This is a genomic window from Kitasatospora misakiensis (assembly GCF_042656005.1).
GTDB classification, from domain to species: Bacteria; Actinomycetota; Actinomycetes; order Streptomycetales; family Streptomycetaceae; genus Kitasatospora; species Kitasatospora misakiensis.
Genome location: NZ_JBHSOF010000025.1, coordinates 22,116 through 37,059, shown reverse-complemented (window position 1 = coordinate 37,059; position 14,944 = coordinate 22,116). Strand labels below are relative to the sequence as shown.

Annotated in this window: 14 protein-coding genes and 2 pseudogenes; 7 read left to right on the top strand and 9 right to left on the bottom strand. The window is 73.4% G+C overall.

Annotated features, from left to right (window positions below; all coding sequences use genetic code 11):
• Nucleotides 1–61 precede the first annotated feature (61 nt).
• Nucleotides 62–874: a PaaX family transcriptional regulator gene (locus ACFP3U_RS19910; RefSeq protein WP_380226926.1), complete on the bottom strand. Its 813-nt coding sequence runs from the start codon at nt 872–874 to the stop codon at nt 62–64.
• Nucleotides 875–1,001: 127 nt separating this feature from the next.
• On the opposite strand from ACFP3U_RS19910, the gene ACFP3U_RS19905 reads away from it, so the two are divergent.
• From ACFP3U_RS19905 to ACFP3U_RS19880, 6 genes and pseudogenes are all read left to right on the top strand, one after another.
• The gene (locus ACFP3U_RS19905) at nt 1,002–1,904 is read left to right on the top strand and encodes an SDR family NAD(P)-dependent oxidoreductase (protein ID WP_380226925.1); all 903 of its coding nucleotides are present in this window, start codon (nt 1,002–1,004) and stop codon (nt 1,902–1,904) included.
• Nucleotides 1,905–1,945: 41 nt separating this feature from the next.
• Nucleotides 1,946–2,818, top strand: a complete 873-nt coding sequence (locus ACFP3U_RS19900) for an amidohydrolase family protein (RefSeq protein WP_380226971.1) — start codon at nt 1,946–1,948, stop codon at nt 2,816–2,818.
• Nucleotides 2,819–2,840: 22 nt separating this feature from the next.
• On the top strand, nt 2,841–4,334 hold the full coding sequence (locus ACFP3U_RS19895; protein ID WP_380226924.1) for an acyl-CoA synthetase: 1,494 nt from the start codon (nt 2,841–2,843) through the stop codon (nt 4,332–4,334).
• Nucleotides 4,335–4,382: 48 nt separating this feature from the next.
• Nucleotides 4,383–4,838, top strand: a complete 456-nt coding sequence (locus ACFP3U_RS19890) for a MaoC family dehydratase (protein WP_380226923.1) — start codon at nt 4,383–4,385, stop codon at nt 4,836–4,838.
• A 31-nt stretch (nt 4,839–4,869) separates the two neighbouring features.
• Nucleotides 4,870–4,998: pseudogene (locus ACFP3U_RS19885) on the top strand (helix-turn-helix domain-containing protein); the annotation flags it as partial.
• Between the two features lie 96 nt (nt 4,999–5,094).
• A complete protein-coding gene (locus tag ACFP3U_RS19880) occupies nt 5,095–5,919 on the top strand; it encodes a PDR/VanB family oxidoreductase (protein WP_380226922.1) in 825 nt (274 codons plus the stop codon).
• 26 nt (nt 5,920–5,945) lie between these two features.
• On the opposite strand, the gene ACFP3U_RS19875 is transcribed toward ACFP3U_RS19880, so the two are convergent.
• The 8 genes and pseudogenes from ACFP3U_RS19875 to ACFP3U_RS19840 all read right to left on the bottom strand — a co-directional run bounded on the left by ACFP3U_RS19875 (nt 5,946) and on the right by ACFP3U_RS19840 (nt 13,037).
• Nucleotides 5,946–7,139 (bottom strand): 4-hydroxybenzoate 3-monooxygenase, encoded by a 1,194-nt coding sequence (locus ACFP3U_RS19875; RefSeq protein ID WP_380226921.1) that lies wholly within the window; start codon nt 7,137–7,139, stop codon nt 5,946–5,948.
• A complete protein-coding gene (gene pcaDC / locus ACFP3U_RS19870) occupies nt 7,139–8,299 on the bottom strand; it encodes a bifunctional 3-oxoadipate enol-lactonase/4-carboxymuconolactone decarboxylase PcaDC (RefSeq protein ID WP_380226920.1) in 1,161 nt (386 codons plus the stop codon). Before pcaDC ends, ACFP3U_RS19875 begins: the two co-directional genes overlap by 1 nt.
• Nucleotides 8,296–9,744 (bottom strand): 3-carboxy-cis,cis-muconate cycloisomerase, encoded by a 1,449-nt coding sequence (gene pcaB / locus ACFP3U_RS19865; protein ID WP_380226919.1) that lies wholly within the window; start codon nt 9,742–9,744, stop codon nt 8,296–8,298. Before pcaB ends, pcaDC begins: the two co-directional genes overlap by 4 nt.
• Nucleotides 9,731–10,285 (bottom strand): protocatechuate 3,4-dioxygenase subunit alpha, encoded by a 555-nt coding sequence (gene pcaG / locus ACFP3U_RS19860; RefSeq protein WP_380226918.1) that lies wholly within the window; start codon nt 10,283–10,285, stop codon nt 9,731–9,733. Before pcaG ends, pcaB begins: the two co-directional genes overlap by 14 nt.
• A complete protein-coding gene (gene pcaH, locus ACFP3U_RS19855; RefSeq protein ID WP_380226917.1) occupies nt 10,285–11,037 on the bottom strand; it encodes a protocatechuate 3,4-dioxygenase subunit beta in 753 nt (250 codons plus the stop codon). Before pcaH ends, pcaG begins: the two co-directional genes overlap by 1 nt.
• A 45-nt stretch (nt 11,038–11,082) precedes the next feature.
• Nucleotides 11,083–11,574 (bottom strand): annotated as a pseudogene (locus tag ACFP3U_RS19850) (thiolase family protein); the annotation flags it as partial.
• A 42-nt stretch (nt 11,575–11,616) separates the two neighbouring features.
• On the bottom strand, nt 11,617–12,261 hold the full coding sequence (locus tag ACFP3U_RS19845; protein WP_380226916.1) for a CoA transferase subunit B: 645 nt from the start codon (nt 12,259–12,261) through the stop codon (nt 11,617–11,619).
• Nucleotides 12,258–13,037 (bottom strand): CoA transferase subunit A, encoded by a 780-nt coding sequence (locus ACFP3U_RS19840; RefSeq protein WP_380226915.1) that lies wholly within the window; start codon nt 13,035–13,037, stop codon nt 12,258–12,260. The genes ACFP3U_RS19845 and ACFP3U_RS19840 overlap by 4 nt, the downstream gene beginning before the upstream one ends.
• 152 nt (nt 13,038–13,189) lie before the next feature.
• On the opposite strand from ACFP3U_RS19840, the gene ACFP3U_RS19835 reads away from it, so the two are divergent.
• The gene (locus ACFP3U_RS19835; RefSeq protein WP_380226914.1) at nt 13,190–14,899 is read left to right on the top strand and encodes an IclR family transcriptional regulator domain-containing protein; all 1,710 of its coding nucleotides are present in this window, start codon (nt 13,190–13,192) and stop codon (nt 14,897–14,899) included.
• The last annotated feature ends 45 nt before the right edge of the window (nt 14,900–14,944 follow it).

Below are 14,944 nucleotides of genomic sequence, written 5' to 3'. Positions count from 1 at the left end.
TCAAGAGATTGCCCAGGATCCGCCCATGGTCCTGCCTGGGACCGACACCACAGGAGAGCCGTCAGCGCGCCGGGATCGCGTCCAGGACCCGCTGGGCCTCCGCCCGCGCCGCGGCGGCGCAGCGCTGGGCCAGGGCGTGGAACCGCTCCTCGGCGCGGATCGCCGGCCAGTCGGCGGGCAGGTGTTCCGCAGGCAGGTGCGGGTCGCGGCGGACCAGTTCGAGCCAGTCGGTGTGCAGCAGCAGCTGCCCGCCCAGTGGGTCCGGACCTCCGGCGTCGGGCTCGCTCCAGCGGTCCAGGAAGGCGTGGTAGTCGGCGGCGATCGCCTTGGTGTCGAAGGCCGACTCCACCACCTGCGCCACCTCCGTCGGTTCGAGGACCGTGCCGCGGAAGACCCGGAGGTGGGCGGCGAGCGAGAGGTCCTCCAGCAGCGCGGTGACGTCCACGACGCCCGGCGCGATCCACAGCCCGCTCTGCAGCGGACCGAATCCGCCCCAGGTCAGCCGGGAGCGCAGATCGTGCCGCTCGCGCCGCCAGGCCTCGGGCAGGGAGAAGCCGACCAGCGTCCACTGGCCGTCCCAGTCGCGGTTGACCGCGCCGGTGCTCCAGATCCGGTCGCGCCCGTCCTGCAGCACGGCGGCGGCGCGCTTGGTCAGCGCGAAGTACATCTTCCGGCCCTGGCGGTGCCGCTCCAGCAGTCCGCGGTTGACCATGCGGGTGAGGGTCGAGCGCACGGCCTCCTCGGTGACGCCGATCCGCCCGAACACGTCGATCACGCAGCCGGAGGACAGGGCGATCTCCTGGCCGAGCACATGGATGCCGAAGAAGCTGAGCATCAGCGACTGGGGACGCGGGGTGGGATCGGGACTGGTCACGGGGCACAGCGTAGGACGCCCGGCGGCCGGCGTGCGGATGCGGCCGAATATTAGGCACTTCCATTGACGGCCGACAAAAAACTGCCTACGTTGAGCCCACCGACAACCCCAGCCAAGGAGCAGTCCCATGGATCTGAGCGGCAAGGTCGCCGTCGTCACCGGCAGTGGTCGCGGCCTCGGACTCGCCTACGCCAAGGCGCTCGCCGCCGCGGGCGCGGCCGTCGTGGTCAACGACGTCGACGCGGACGCGGCGGCCGGCGCGGTCAAGGAGATCGAGACGGCCGGCGGCCGGGCCGTCGCCGAGGTCGCCGCCGTCGGCGCCGCCGAGGCCGCCGAGGCCCTGGTCGCCCGCGCCGTCGAGGCCTTCGGGCGGCTGGACGTCATGGTCACCAACGCGGGCGTGCTGCGCGACCGGGTGCTGTGGAAGATGAGCGACGAGGACTTCGACACCGTCGTCCAGGTCCACCTGCGCGGCACCTTCACCTGCGTCCGGGCGGCCGTGGAGCGGATGCGCGAGCAGGGCGAGGGCGGGCGGATCATCGTCGCCGGCTCCCCCGCCGGCCAGCGCGGCAACTTCGGCCAGACCAACTACGCCGCCGCCAAGGCCGGCATCGCCGCGATGGTCCGCACCTGGGCGATGGAGCTGGCCAAGGCCGGCATCACCGCCAACGCCGTGATCCCCGTCGCGGCCACCGCGATGACCAGGACCATCCCGGTCTTCGCCCCGCACGTCGACGCCCTGGAGCAGGACGGCACCCCGCTGCCGGACAGCCTGCGCAAGGGCGAGGGCTTCGGCACCGCCGAGGACGTCGCCCCACTGATCACCTTCCTCGCCTCCGACGCCTCCGCCGAGGTCACCGGGCAGGCCATCGGCATCGGCGGTGACAAGCTGGCCCTGTGGTCGCACCCGCAGGAGGTCTCCGTCGCCTACGCCGACGGCGGCTGGAGCGCGGACGCCATCGCCGCCGCCTGGCCGGTCTCGGTCGGGCGCGTGCCGGAGACCTACGGCATCCCGGCGCCCCGGATCTGAAGGGAGTCCGCCCGATGAACGATGAACCGGGGATCCGCCCGATGAACGTCGACGAACTCGTCGCCATCGACATGCACACCCACGCCGAGGTGTCCTCGCGCGGCCACGCCTCGCTCTCCGAGGAGTTGGACAGCGCCGCCGGGGAGTACTTCAAGGCGGAGCACCGCCGCCCGACCCTCCCGGAGATCGCCGCGTACTACCGCGAGCGGCGGATGGCCTGCGTGGTCTTCACCGTGGACGCCGAGGCGGCCACCGGCACCCCGGCCGTCCCCAACGAGGAGGTCGCGGAGGCGGCGCGGGAGAACCCCGATGTGATCATCCCCTTCGCGAGCCTCGACCCGCACAAGGGGAAGACGGCCGTACGGCAGATTCACCGGCTGGTCCAGGAGTTCGGGGTCAGGGGCTTCAAGTTCCACCCCAACGTCCAGGCCTTCCACCCCAACGACCGGATGGCCTACCCGCTGTACGAGGCCATCGAGGAGGCCGGCGCGATCGCCGTCTTCCACACCGGCCAGACCGGGATCGGCGCGGGGGCGCCGGGCGGGGGCGGCATCCGGCTGAAGTACTCCAACCCGATGCTGGTCGACGACGTCGCCGCCGACTTCCCCGGGATGCCGATCATCCTGGCCCACCCCTCGTTCCCCTGGCAGGACGAGGCGCTGGCGGTGGCCACCCACAAGCCGCAGGTGTACATCGACCTGTCGGGCTGGTCGCCGAAGTACTTCCCGCCGCAGCTGGTCCAGTACGCCAACAGCCTGCTCAAGGACAAGGTGCTGTTCGGCTCCGACTACCCACTGATCAGCCCGGACCGCTGGCTCGCCGACTTCGCCAAGCTCCCCGTCAAGGACGAGGTCCGTCCGAAGATCCTCAAGGAGAACGCCGCCAGGCTGCTCGGCCTCGACAAGCAGCAGTGACGCCAGACAAGGGAGTCCCGCGTTGCAGAACCAAGGCATCGGGTCCTGGCCCGCCCGCCGGGCCCGCAAGACCCCGCACCGCACCGCCCTGCTCCACGAGGAGCACGCCACCGGCTACGCCGAGCTGTACGACCGGACCACCCGCCTCGCCCACCTGCTGCGTGCCCGCGGCGTGCGGCCCGGCGACCGGGTGGCCTTCCTCGGGCCGAACCACCCCGCGTTCCTGGAGACCCTGTTCGCCGCCGGCCAGCTCGGCGCGGTCTTCGTCCCGCTCAACACCCGCCTCGCCGTGCCCGAGCTGCGCTACCAGCTGCAGGACTCCGGCAGCACCCTGCTGCTGACGGTACGCCGGCCTGACGCCGCCGAACTCGCCGGGGACGTCGAGCTGTTGGAGGCCGAGGGCGCGTCCTACGAGGCGCTGCTGGCCGAGGCCTCGGCCGAGCCGCTCGACGTGCCGGTCGGTCCGGACGACGTCTGCATGATCATGTACACCTCGGGGACCACCGGCCGCCCCAAGGGTGTCGTGCTCACCCACGGCAACATCCTCTGGAACAGCCTCAATGTCCTGGTCGACGTGGACCTCTCGACCGACGAGGTCACCCTGGTCAGCGCGCCGCTGTTCCACACCGCCGCCCTCAACATGACCTGCCTGCCCACCCTGCTCAAGGGCGGCACGGCCGTGCTGGAGTCCGCCTTCGACCCCGTCCGCACCCTGGAGCTGGTCGAACGCCACCGGATCACCTGCCTGTTCGGCGTCCCCGCGATGTACGACGCGGTGGCCGCCGAGCCCGGCTGGGCCGAAGCGGACCTCAGCAGCCTGCGCAACCTGCTCTGCGGCGGCGCGCCCGTCCCGGCCCGGACCATCCGCCGCTACCTCGACCGGGGCCTCGCCTTCGTCCAGGGCTACGGCATGACCGAGGCCTCCCCCGGCGTCCTGCTGCTGGACCGGCACGACGCACTGACCCACGCCGGAACGGCGGGCGTGCCGCACTTCTTCACGGACGTACGGCTGTTGAACCCGGCCGGCGATCCGGTCGGGGTGGACGAGCCGGGAGAGGTGCTGGTCGCCGGGCCCAATGTCACGCCCGGCTACTGGGGCCACCCCGAGGAGAGCGCCGACGCCTTCCGGGACGGCCACTGGTTCCGCTCCGGCGACATCGCCGCGGTGGACGCCGAGGGCTACATCCGGCTGGTGGACCGGCTGAAGGACATGTTCATCTCCGGCGGCGAGAACGTCTACCCGGCCGAGGTCGAGAACGCCCTGCTGGAGCACCCGGCCGTCGCCGAGTGCGCCGTCTTCGGCGTCCCCGACGAGAAGTGGGGCGAGGTCGGCCGCGCCGTCGTCGTCCTGCGGCCCGGCGCCGAGGTGGTCGTGGAGGAACTCACCGCCCACCTGGACGGGCGGCTCGCCCGCTACAAGATCCCCAGGTCGGTGCTCCTCGCCGACGCCCTCCCGCGCAGCGGCGCGGGCAAGCTGCTCAAGGGGCCGCTCCGGGCCACCTACGGGCAGCGCTGACCCCTCAACCACTCAGGACCGTTCAGGACCGTTCAGAGAGGCTTCCCCATGTCCCGTACCGTCAACGGCATCGCCGAACTGCTCGAACTCGGCGGCACCGACCTCGGCCACAGCGCGTGGCTGGAGATCGGCCAGGAGCGGGTGAACACCTTCGCCGACGCCACCGACGACCACCAGTGGATCCATGTCGACGTCGAGCGGGCGAAGGCCGGACCCTTCGGCGGCACCATCGCCCACGGCTACCTGAGCCTCTCGCTGCTCATCCCGCTCTGGAGCGAGCTGCTGGAGGTCCAGGGCATCGGCATGGCCGTCAACTACGGCCTCAACAAGGTCCGTTTCCCCTCCCCCGTCCGGGTCGGCGCCAAGGTCCGCGCCCACGGCGTGATCGCCTCGGTCACCGAGGTCAAGGGCGGCGCGGAGGTCACCGTCGACCTGACCGTCGAGATCGACGGCCAGCCCAAGCCCGCCGTCGTCGCCCAGGCCGTCTACCGCTTCTACGCATGACCGAACCGGCCCCCCTTCGGCCGCCGACCGGCTGCTCGCCGCGCTGGCGGCCTTCGGGCGCGCCGGCCCCGCGCTGTCGCTGACGGAGATCAGTCGGCGCGCCGGGCTCACCCTGCCGACCACGCACCGCCTGGTCGGGCTGCTGACGGCCTGGGGCGCGCTCGAACGCGACCGGGAGGGCGTCTACCACATCGGCCTGCGGCTGTGGGAGCTCGGCTCCCTCGCCCCTCGCGGCCTCGCCCTGCGCGAGGCCGCGATGCCGTTTCTGGAGGACCTGTACGAGGCCACCCACGAGAACGTGCAACTCGCGGTGCGGGACGGCCTGGAGGGGCGGATCGCCGTGCTGCGCGAGCCCGAGGGGCGTGGCGGATCGGCCTTCGTGCACGAGCGGCTGCGGGTCGGCGAGACCGTGCGGGTGCGGGGACCGCGCAACCACTTCCCGCTCCGGCCCGCCGGCCGGTACCTCTTCGTCGCCGGAGGCATCGGCATCACCCCCGTCCTGCCGATGCTGCGGGCGGTGGACGCGGCCGGCGCCGACTGGTCCCTGCTCCACGGCGGGCGCACGCGCGGCTCCATGGCCTTCGTCGACGAGCTGACCGGCCGGTACGGCGAGCGGGTGGCCGTCCGACCGCAGGACGAGACCGGGCTGCTGGACCTGGCCTCCTACCTGGGCGCACCGGCCCGGGACACCGCCGTCTACTGCTGCGGTCCGGGCCCGCTCCTCGACGCCGTCGAGCGGTACTGCGCGGCGAACGGTTGGCCGGAGCCCCGGACGGAACGCTTCCAGCCCAAGGCCCGGGCGAGCTCTCCGGAGGCCCCGTTCGAGCTGGTGCTGGCCCGCTCCGGCCTGACCCTGTCCGTTCCGGAGCAGGCCTCCGTCCTGGAGACCGTCCGAGCCGCGGGTGTCGAGGTCCTCTTCTCCTGCGCCGAGGGCACCTGCGGGACGTGCGAGACGGACGTCCTGGAGGGCGTCCCCGACCACCGCGACTCGCTGCTCACGGCGGAGGAGCGGGCGGCCGGGGCCAGCATGCTGATCTGCGTCTCCCGCTGCCGGGGGGAGCGGCTGGTCCTGGACCTCTGAGTCGGAGAGCCCCGATCGGCGCCGCGTCAGGCAGCGTCCTGGCTGATCGGGGCGCCGACGTAGTTGTGGGCGAGTTCCGTGGCCGCGTGCGGGGAGGCGGCGATGCGCGCCAGTTGGGAGAGCTGCAGGCGGGTGTCGAAGGCGGACTGCTCCGGGTCGGCGTGCAGGGTGGTGGTCATGAAGTACGAGAAGTGCTCGGCCCGCCAGACGCGTTCGAGGCAGGTCTCGGAGTAGGCGTCGAGCAGTGCGGTGGACCCGTTCTTGTACAGCTCCGTGAACGCCTCGGCGAGCACGATGACGTCGGTGGCGGCGAGGTTGAGGCCCTTGGCGCCGGTCGGGGGGACGATGTGGGCCGCGTCGCCGGCCAGGAACACCCGCTTGTGGCGCATCGGTTCGGTGACGTGGCTGCGCATCGGCAGCACCGACTTGGCGGTGATCGGACCGCGCGCCAGCTTCCAGCCCGGCTCCTGGCGGGTGGCGAGACGGGCGTCGAGCTCGTCCCAGATCCGCTCGTCGGACCAGTCGGCGACATCGGTGCCGTTGGGCACCTGGAGGTAGAGCCGGCTGACGGAGGGCGACCGCATGGAGGCGAGGGCGAAGCCGCGCTCGGAGTGGGCGTAGATCAGCTCGTCGTAGACCGGCGGCGCCTCGGCGAGGATGCCCAGCCAGGAGTACGGATAGGTGCGCTCGTAGGTCCGCCGGGCAGCCGCCGGGATCGCGCTCCCGGTCACGCCGTGGAAGCCGTCGCAGCCGACGACGTAGTCGCAGGTGAGGGTCTGCTCGCGGCCCTCGTGGGTGTAGCGGACGGTCGGGCGGTCGCCGTTCGCCTGCTCGACGGAGTGGACCTGTGCCTCGAAGAACAGCGGGCCGCCTTCCGCGAGTTGGAGGGCGATCAGGTCCTTGACCACCTCGGTCTGGGCGTACACCATGACGCTCCGCCCGCCGGTCAGCTCGGGGAAGTCGATGCGGTGGGCGCGGCCGTCGAAGCGGAGTTCGATGCCGTCGTGGATGAGGCCTTCGCGATCCATCCGCTCCCCCGCGCCGACCGCCCGCAGGGTGTCCACGGTGGTCTGCTCCAGGATTCCGGCGCGCTGGCGCTGTTCGACGTAGGAGCGGTCCTTGGCCTCCAGGACGACGCTGTCGATGCCGGCCCGATGGAGCAGCCGGGCGAGCAGCAGGCCGGAGGGCCCGGCGCCGATGATGCCGACGGTCGTGTGCATCAGTGATCCTCTTTCTCGTTCAGAACGCGGTTCGCCACGGCGAAGGCCGCGTTGGCGGCGGGGACGCCGCAGTAGACGGCGGACTGCAGCAGCACCTCGCCGATCTCCTCGGGGGTGAGGCCGTTGCGCACCGCGGCCCTGACGTGCATGGCGAGTTCCTCGTGGTGGCCGCCCGCGACCAGGGCGGTGAGGGTGATGCAGCTCCGGGTGCGGCGGTCCAGGCCGGGGCGGGTCCAAATCTCGCCCCAGGCGTAGCGGGTGATGAAGTCCTGGAAGGGGGCGGTGAATTCGCTGGTGCCGGCGACGGCCCGGTCGACGTGGGCGTCGCCGAGCACGGCCCGGCGGACGGTCATGCCTGCGGCGCGCCGGCCGTCGTCGTCGGACCGGTTGTCCGCGTCGGACCCGGGGGTGAAGTGGCTCCGCAGGGCGTCGAGTACGGCCCGCGGCCGTTCGACCGGCGCGAGGTGGGCGGCCCCGGGGATCTCGACCAGCCCGGATCCGGCGATGCCGTCCGCGAGTTGGCGGGAGTGCGCGGGCGGGGTGGCGAGGTCGTCACGGCCGGCGAGGACGAGGGTCGGCGCCGTGACGCGGTGCAGCTCGGCGCGCAGGTCGTAGGCGGCCAGTGCGTCGCAGCAGGCCGCGTAACCGGCCGGGTCGGCGGCGCGCTGGTCGGCGACCAGGGCGCCGACCGCGGGGGTCCGGGCGAAGGCGGGGGTGAACCAGCGTGCGGCCGCGGTCTCGGCCAGCGGTGCCGTGCCCGCTCCCCGGACGAGTTCGGCGCGCTGGCGCCAGGCTTCGGGTTCACCGAAGCGGGCCGAGGAGCAGACCAGGGCGAGCGAGGAGATCCGCTCGGGGTGGTGGACGGCGAGGTGGGCGCCGACGGCCCCGCCGAGGGAGATGCCCGCATAGGCGAAGCGCGGCAGATCGAGCCGGTCGGCGACGGCCAGTACGAGGTCGGCGAGGTCGGCGACGGTGGCGCCCGCGGAGACCAGCCCGGCCGGGGAGCCACCGTGGCCGGGCAGGTCCCAGCGGACCACCCGGTGGTGCCGGGCGAGGGCACCCGCCGGCTCGTCCCAGACGGCGAGTGAGGTGCCGAGCGAGGGACCGAGGATCAACGCCGGGGCGTCCGACGGTCCTTCGACGGTGAAGTGGAGCGTCACGGGAGGTTCCTCAGCGGTGGGGACGGTGGCGGGGACGATGGTGGGGACGGCGGCGGGGTGCGCCGCAGCGCACGGTCGACCAGCGCGGCGGCCGATCCCAAGTACTCGGCCGGGTCGGTGAGTTCGCGCAGCCGCCGGGTGTCGATCCGGTCCTTCAGGTCGGGCTCGTCCGCCAGGACGTCCTCCAGCACGTCCCGCAGGTCGCGACCTGAGGCGACGGCCCGGCGGGTGGCCTCAGTGAGCAACTCCCTGGCCGCTCGGCGGCCGAGCAGTTCGCCGAGCTCGGCGGCGAGGCGCTCGCTGACCACCAGGCCCCGGGTGAGACCCAGGTTGTCGCGCATCCGGTCCGCGAACACCCGCAGGCCCTCGGCGAGTTCGGCCGCGGCGCGGGCGGCTCCGCCGGTGAGGCGGAGCAGTTCGCGCAGGGTCTGCCATTCGGCGTGCCAGGCGCCGGCGGCGCGTTCGTCCTCGGCGGCGAGCGAGCCGAGCAGGACGGCGGCGAGGGCGGGTGCCTGGCGGGCGGCGGCGGCGATCAGGGTGGCCCGGACCGGGTTCGCCTTGTGGGGCATGGCCGAGGAGCCTCCGCCGCTGCCCTCCGCGACCTCGCCGATCTCGGTACGGGAGAGCACGAGGACGTCGGCCGCCGCCTTGCCGAGGGCCGCGGTGGTGAAGGCGAGCGCGGCGGCCAGGTCGGCGATCGGGGTGCGCAGGGTGTGCCAGGGCAGGACGGGTGCGTCCAGGCCGAGCTCCCCGGCGTAGGCCTCGACCAGTTCGGGGCCGCTGGCCGGTGCCTGCGCCAGGGTTTCGAAGGCGGCCAGAGTCCCTGCCGCGCCGCCGAGTTGGGCGGGCAGGCGGACGGCGGAGAGCCGGTCGGCGGCGTCCAGGGCGAGGCCGCGCCAGCCGGCCGCCTTGAGGCCGAAGGTGGTCGGGACGGCGTGCTGGGTCAGAGTGCGGCCCGGCATCGGGGTGTCGCGGTACTCGGCCGCCAGGCGCGCGCAGGCCTCGGCGGTGCGGTGCAGGTCGTCGAGGATCGGCGACCTGCTGCGGGCGGCGACCAGCATGGCGGCGGTGTCCAGGATGTCCTGGCTGGTCGCGCCCCGGTGCACGAACGGCGCGGCCTCGCCGGGCACGGCGGCGGTCAGGTCGGCGACCAGCGGGATGACCGGGTTGCCGCCGGCGCGGGCGCGCAGCGCGAGGTCGCGCACGTCGAACCGCTCGGCGCGGGCCGCCGCGTCGACGGCGGTGGCCGCCGAGGCCGGGGCGTGCCCGAGGCAGGCCTGGGCCCGGGTGAGGGCGGCCTCGGCGTCGAGCATCGCCTGGAGGAAGGCGACATCGCCGGTGGCCGCCTCGACGGCCGATCCCGCCCGGACCGGGGAGAGCAGTCCGACATCGGCGGCCCGCGTCTGATCAGCGGAAGTCGCCGGAGTGCGATCAGTGGAAGTCAAGGAAGACCGTCTCCTCGGGCCCCTGCAGCCGCAGGTCGAACCGGTAGGTGCCCGGGGTCTCCTCGACCGCGAGCAGGGTGGCCCGGCGGCCCGGCTCCAGCGAGCCGAGCAGCGGGTCGGCCGCGAGGTCCGCGCCGGGCAGGTAGATCCGGGTGAAGAGGTGGTGGAGCAGGCCTCGGGCGAAGAGGCAGACCGACAGGTACGGCACCCCGCCCGGGGGCAGGGTGCGCAGGCCGTACCGGCCGTCGGCGTCGGTGGCGACGCGGCCGAAGCCGGTGAAGGTGACGCCGTCGCGGCCCGCGTACCCGCCGGTGACCTGGTCCCGGCGCAGCGAGCCGGGCGCGCCGGTGCGCGAGCCGTCCGGGCCGGGCTGCCAGATCTCCAGCAGCGCGTCGGGGACCGGTTCGCCGCCCCCGTCCAGGACGCGGCCGTGGACGGCGATGGTGTCGCGGTGGCCGGCGGGCGCGATCTCGCCTCCGCCGGGGAAGGGCAGGGCGTAGCCGTAGAAAGGTCCGACGGTCTGCGAGGGAGTGGGGAGCATCAGCGGCCTTCCTCGATCCAGGTGGCGGCCGGGCCGTCGAGGACGATGTCCCAGTGGTAGCCGAGGGACCGTTCGGGGACGGAGAGGTCGTGGTCGTAGTCGGCGACCAGGCGGGCCCGGGCGGCGTCGTCGGTGACGGACTGCAGGATCGGGTCGTAGGCGAGGAGCGGGTCGCCGGGGAAGTACATCTGGGTGACCAGGCGCTGCGTGAAGGCCGTGCCGAACAGCGAGAAGTGGATGTGGGCGGGCCGCCAGGCGTTGGTGTGGTTGCGCCAGGGGTAGGCGCCGGGCTTGACGGTGGTGAAGCGGTAGCCGCCCCGGTCGTCCGTCAGGCAGCGGCCGGCCCCGGTGAAGTTGGGGTCCAGCGGCGCCGGGTGCTGGTCGCGCTGGTGGGCGTACCGGCCGGAGGCGTTGGCCTGCCAGATCTCCACCAGCTGCCCGCGGACCGGGCGGCCGGCCCGGTCGAGCACGCGGCCGGTGACGACGATCCGCTCGCCGAGCGGCTCCCCGGCGTGCCGGCGGGTCAGGTCGCTGTCGAGCTCGGTGACGTCGGTGACGCCGAAGGCGGGGCCGGAGAGTTCGACGGCCTCCGGGTCCTGGACGGCGACCAGCGGCTGCTTCGGGTGGCGGAGCAGACTGCTGCGGTAGGGGGCGTAGCCCCGGTCGGGGTGGTGCTGGACGGAGCCGGCGTGGGCGTACGCCTCGTGCTCCCGGGCGATCTCCTCGGAGATGTCCCGCTGGGTCGGCGACATGGCGGTTGGCTACCTTTCCAGGACGAGGGCGAGGCCCTGGGCGGCGAGCGGGACGGTCCACTGCGGCTCCATTCTCGGGTTGACCATGCGCCAGCCGAGGGTGGTGGAGTACAGCTCGGCATGGCCGGCCGGGTAGGGGCGGTCGCTCTTCGGGAGTACGTAGGGTGCGCGGGTCATCGACTCGACACCGCCGGCCAGGGCGATGGAGGCGTCGCCGAGCGCGATGGCCCGCGCGGCCTGGATGACGGCCTCAAGGCCGGAGGCGCACAGCCGGTTGACGGTGACGCCGGGGACGGTGACCGGAAGTCCCGCCAGCAGCAGGGCCATCCGCGCGACGTTGCGGTTCTCCTCGCCGGCGCCGTTGGCGTTGCCGAGGTAGACGTCGTCGATCCGTGACGGGTCCAACTCCGGGGTTCGGGTGACGAGTTCGCGGATGACGTGGGCGGCGAGGTCGTCCGGCCGCACCGGGGCGAGGGCGCCGCCGTACTTGCCGACGGGGGTGCGGACGGCGTCGACGATGTAGACGTCCCTGGTCATGGGGGGCTCCTGGGCTCTTGTGCTCCTGTGCTCTTGGGCTGGTCAGCCGACGGGGATGGCGATCCGCACGGGCGCCGCCGTGCGCCGGACGATCTCCTCGGGCGTCACGCCGGGGGCGGTCTCGACCAGCACCAGCCCGTCCTCGGTGACGTCGAGGACCCCGAGATCGCTGATGACCCGGTGGACGCAGCGCTGGCCGGTCAGCGGGAGCGAGCACTCGGCGACGATCTTCGGAGTGCCGTCCTTGGCGGTGTGCTCCATCACCACGATGACCTTGCGGGCGCCGTGGACGAGGTCCATCGCGCCGCCCATGCCCTTGACCATCTTCCCGGGGATCATCCAGTTGGCCAGGTCACCGCGGGCGGAGACCTGCATGGCGCCGAGGATCGCGGCGTCGATGTGGCCGCCGCGGATCATCCCGAAGGAGAGCACGGAGTCGAAGAACGACGCGCCCGGGAGTACGGTCACGGTCTCCTTCCCGGCGTTGATCAGATCGGGGTCGACCTCGGCTTCGGTCGGGTACGGGCCGACGCCGAGCAGGCCGTTCTCCGACTGGAGGACGACGTCGACGCCCTCGGGGAGGTGGTTGGGCACCAGCGTGGGCAGCCCGATGCCGAGGTTGACGTAGCTGCCGTCGGTCAGCTCCCGGGCGGCCCGGGCCGCCATCTCCTGCCTGGTCCAGCTCATCGCGTCGTCCCTCGTGCCGTAGGCGCGGAAATTGTTCGCCGTTCGATGCCCTTGTCGGCGGCCTGCTCCGGGGTCAGCGCGACCACGCGCTGCACGAACACCCCGGGCAGATGCACCGCGTCCGGGTCCAACTCGCCCGGCTCGACGAGTTCCTCGACCTCGGCGACGGTGATCCGCCCCGCCATCGCCGCCAGCGGGTTGAAGTTGCGCGCGGCCTTGTTGAAGACCAGGTTCCCGTGGCGGTCGCCCCTGGCCGCTCGGACCAGGGCGAAGTCGGTGGTGATGCCGCGCTCCAGGACGTACGCGCGCCCGTCGTACTCGCGGACCTCCTTGGGCGGCGAGGCGACCGCCACGCTGCCGTCCGGGGCGTAGCGCCAGGGCAACCCGCCGTCGGCGACCTGGGTGCCGACGCCGGCCGGGGTGAAGAACGCCGGGATGCCGCAGCCGCCGGCCCGCAGCCGCTCGGCCAGCGTCCCCTGCGGGACCAGCTCCAGCTCCAGTTCGCCGCCGAGGTACTGGCGGGCGAACTCCTTGTTCTCGCCGACGTAGCTGCCGATGACCCGGCTGATCCGGCCGGCCGCCAGCAGCGGACCGAGGCCGCCGCCGTCCACGCCGCAGTTGTTGGAGACCACGCCGAGGCGGGTGGACCCGTGCCCGAACAGCGCCTGGATCAGGACGTTCGGCACGCCGCTGAGGCCGAACCCTCCGACGGCCAGCGAGGAGCCGTCCCCGATGTCCGCGACCGCCTCCTCGGCGGTCGCAACCACTTTGTCCATGTGTTGACCCATTCCGTCGAGCCATGCCATCGAGTCACTGCGTTCGCCTGGTGAACGATGGTGCATAATTGCAGGGCCAGAGTGTGCGCCGCCGTACCGGCCGTGTCAATGCCCCGCCGTCGCTCCCGTGCCACCGACCAGGAGGGTCCGAGATGACCGCCCCTTCCCCTTCTCCGGACGAAGCCGCCGCTTCTCCTTCCCCGGACGAAGCCACCTCGCCTCCTGACGAATCGGTCCGTCCGCTGGAGCGCGGCCTGGCGGTGCTGCGCGCCATGGCGGCCGACCCGAGTCCGCGGCAGCGCGCCGGCGACCTCGCCCGGGAGACCGGCCTGGCCCGCTCGACCGTCGACCGGGTGGCGACCACCCTGACCCGCCTCGGCCACCTGCGCTCCGACGGGCGCGACCTGATGCTCACCCCCCGGCTGATGGAGTTCGGCAACGCCTACCTGGCCTCCTGCGGACTCCCGGAGGCACTCGCGCCGCACGCGTCCGCCCTCGCCGACCGGCTGGACGAGTCCGTGTCGATCGCCGTACCCGACGAGGACGGCGTGCGGTTCATCACCCAGGCCCCGCGTCGGCGCACGATGGCCGTCTCGTTCCGGATCGGCGACCTGCTGCCGGCCGAGCGCTGCGCGCCCGGAGCCCTGTTCGCCACCGGGTGGACCGAGGCCGAGCGCGAGCGCCGGCTGACCCGGCGCCGGACGGATCCGCTCGACAGCCGCTTCCCCGCCGCCCCGAAGCGGACCGGAGCCGAGGACGACCGGGAGGTCGAGGCGGACTTCGAGGACCGGGTGCGGGCGGCCCGCGAGGCGGGCCTGTCGGTGGACGACCAGCTGATCGAACCGGGGCTGGTCGCCGTGGCCCTGCCCGTCCGCGGCCCCTCGGGCGCCACGGTCTGCGCCGTCAGCGTCGTCAGCCACACGAGCCGCCACACCGCCCCGTCGCTGGTCGAGCACGCCCTCCCCCACCTGCGCGCCACCGTCGACGCCATGGAACAGACGCTGCGCTCCCAGGCCTCGACCCCGCCGCCGCCCACGGACGCCGTCGCGACCTTCGACAGCTCGCTGAAGGAGGAGTTGGGCTCCGGATTCCTGCAGTCACTGGCACGCGGACTCGACGTCCTGCGCGCCCTCGGCTCGCGGCGCGGAACCATGAGCCTGGCCGACACCGCGCGCGCCACCGGCCTCCCCCGCGCCACGGCCCGCCGAGCGCTGATCACCCTGCAGCACCTCGGCTACGCCGCCGCCGAACCGGACGGCTACCGGCTGCTCCCCCGCGTCATGGACCTCGGCTTCCCGCGCCTGTCCCAGCTGACGTTCGCCCAGATCGCCAGGCCCCACCTGGCCGCCCTCGTGGAGCAGGTGCACGAATCGGCGTCCGTCGCCGTCCTCGACGGCGACGACGTCCGCTACGTCGCCCGCGTCACCGCCTCCCGGATCATGCGGGTCGACATCACCGTGGGCACGCGGTTCCCCGCGTACGCCACCTCGATGGGCCGGGTGCTCCTGGCGGCACTGCCCGAGCAGGAACGCCTGGACCACCTGAGCCGGGTGACGCCCCGCCGGTTCACACCGCACAGCAGGACGACCGTCCCCGCTCTCTCGCACGCCCTGGCCACGGCGGCGAGGGACGGCTGGGCCCTGGTCGACCAGGAGTTGGAGGAGGGGCTGTGCTCCCTCGCCGCCCCCGTCACCGACAACCTCGGCCGCGTGATCGCCGCCGCCAACGTCGCCCTCCACACCAGCCGCGGCACCCCCGCCCGGATCCGCGACACCGTCCTCCCCCCGCTGCAGGAGGCCGCGCGCCGGATCGGCGACGACCTGGCCGTGGTCTCCCGCTTCACCGGATCCCGCCTCCGATGAACCGACCCTTCGGGACCGCCCACGCAGAGGCCCGGCGCGGACGCG

Bases quoted from the DNA above. Each gene is read 5' to 3' on its own strand.
- ACFP3U_RS19845 (WP_380226916.1), bottom strand. From the start codon at position 12,261: ATGAGCTGGACCAGGCAGGAGATGGCGGCCCGGGCCGCCCGGGAGCTG.
- ACFP3U_RS19835 (WP_380226914.1), top strand. From the start codon at position 13,190: ATGACCGCCCCTTCCCCTTCTCCGGACGAAGCCGCCGCTTCTCCTTCC.
- ACFP3U_RS19880 (WP_380226922.1), top strand. From the start codon at position 5,095: ATGCCGTTTCTGGAGGACCTGTACGAGGCCACCCACGAGAACGTGCAA.
- pcaG (WP_380226918.1), bottom strand. From the start codon at position 10,285: ATGCTCCCCACTCCCTCGCAGACCGTCGGACCTTTCTACGGCTACGCC.
- ACFP3U_RS19840 (WP_380226915.1), bottom strand. From the start codon at position 13,037: ATGGACAAAGTGGTTGCGACCGCCGAGGAGGCGGTCGCGGACATCGGG.
- ACFP3U_RS19900 (WP_380226971.1), top strand. From the start codon at position 1,946: ATGAACGTCGACGAACTCGTCGCCATCGACATGCACACCCACGCCGAG.
- ACFP3U_RS19890 (WP_380226923.1), top strand. From the start codon at position 4,383: ATGTCCCGTACCGTCAACGGCATCGCCGAACTGCTCGAACTCGGCGGC.
- ACFP3U_RS19905 (WP_380226925.1), top strand. From the start codon at position 1,002: ATGGATCTGAGCGGCAAGGTCGCCGTCGTCACCGGCAGTGGTCGCGGC.
- ACFP3U_RS19875 (WP_380226921.1), bottom strand. From the start codon at position 7,139: ATGCACACGACCGTCGGCATCATCGGCGCCGGGCCCTCCGGCCTGCTG.
- pcaH (WP_380226917.1), bottom strand. From the start codon at position 11,037: ATGTCGCCGACCCAGCGGGACATCTCCGAGGAGATCGCCCGGGAGCAC.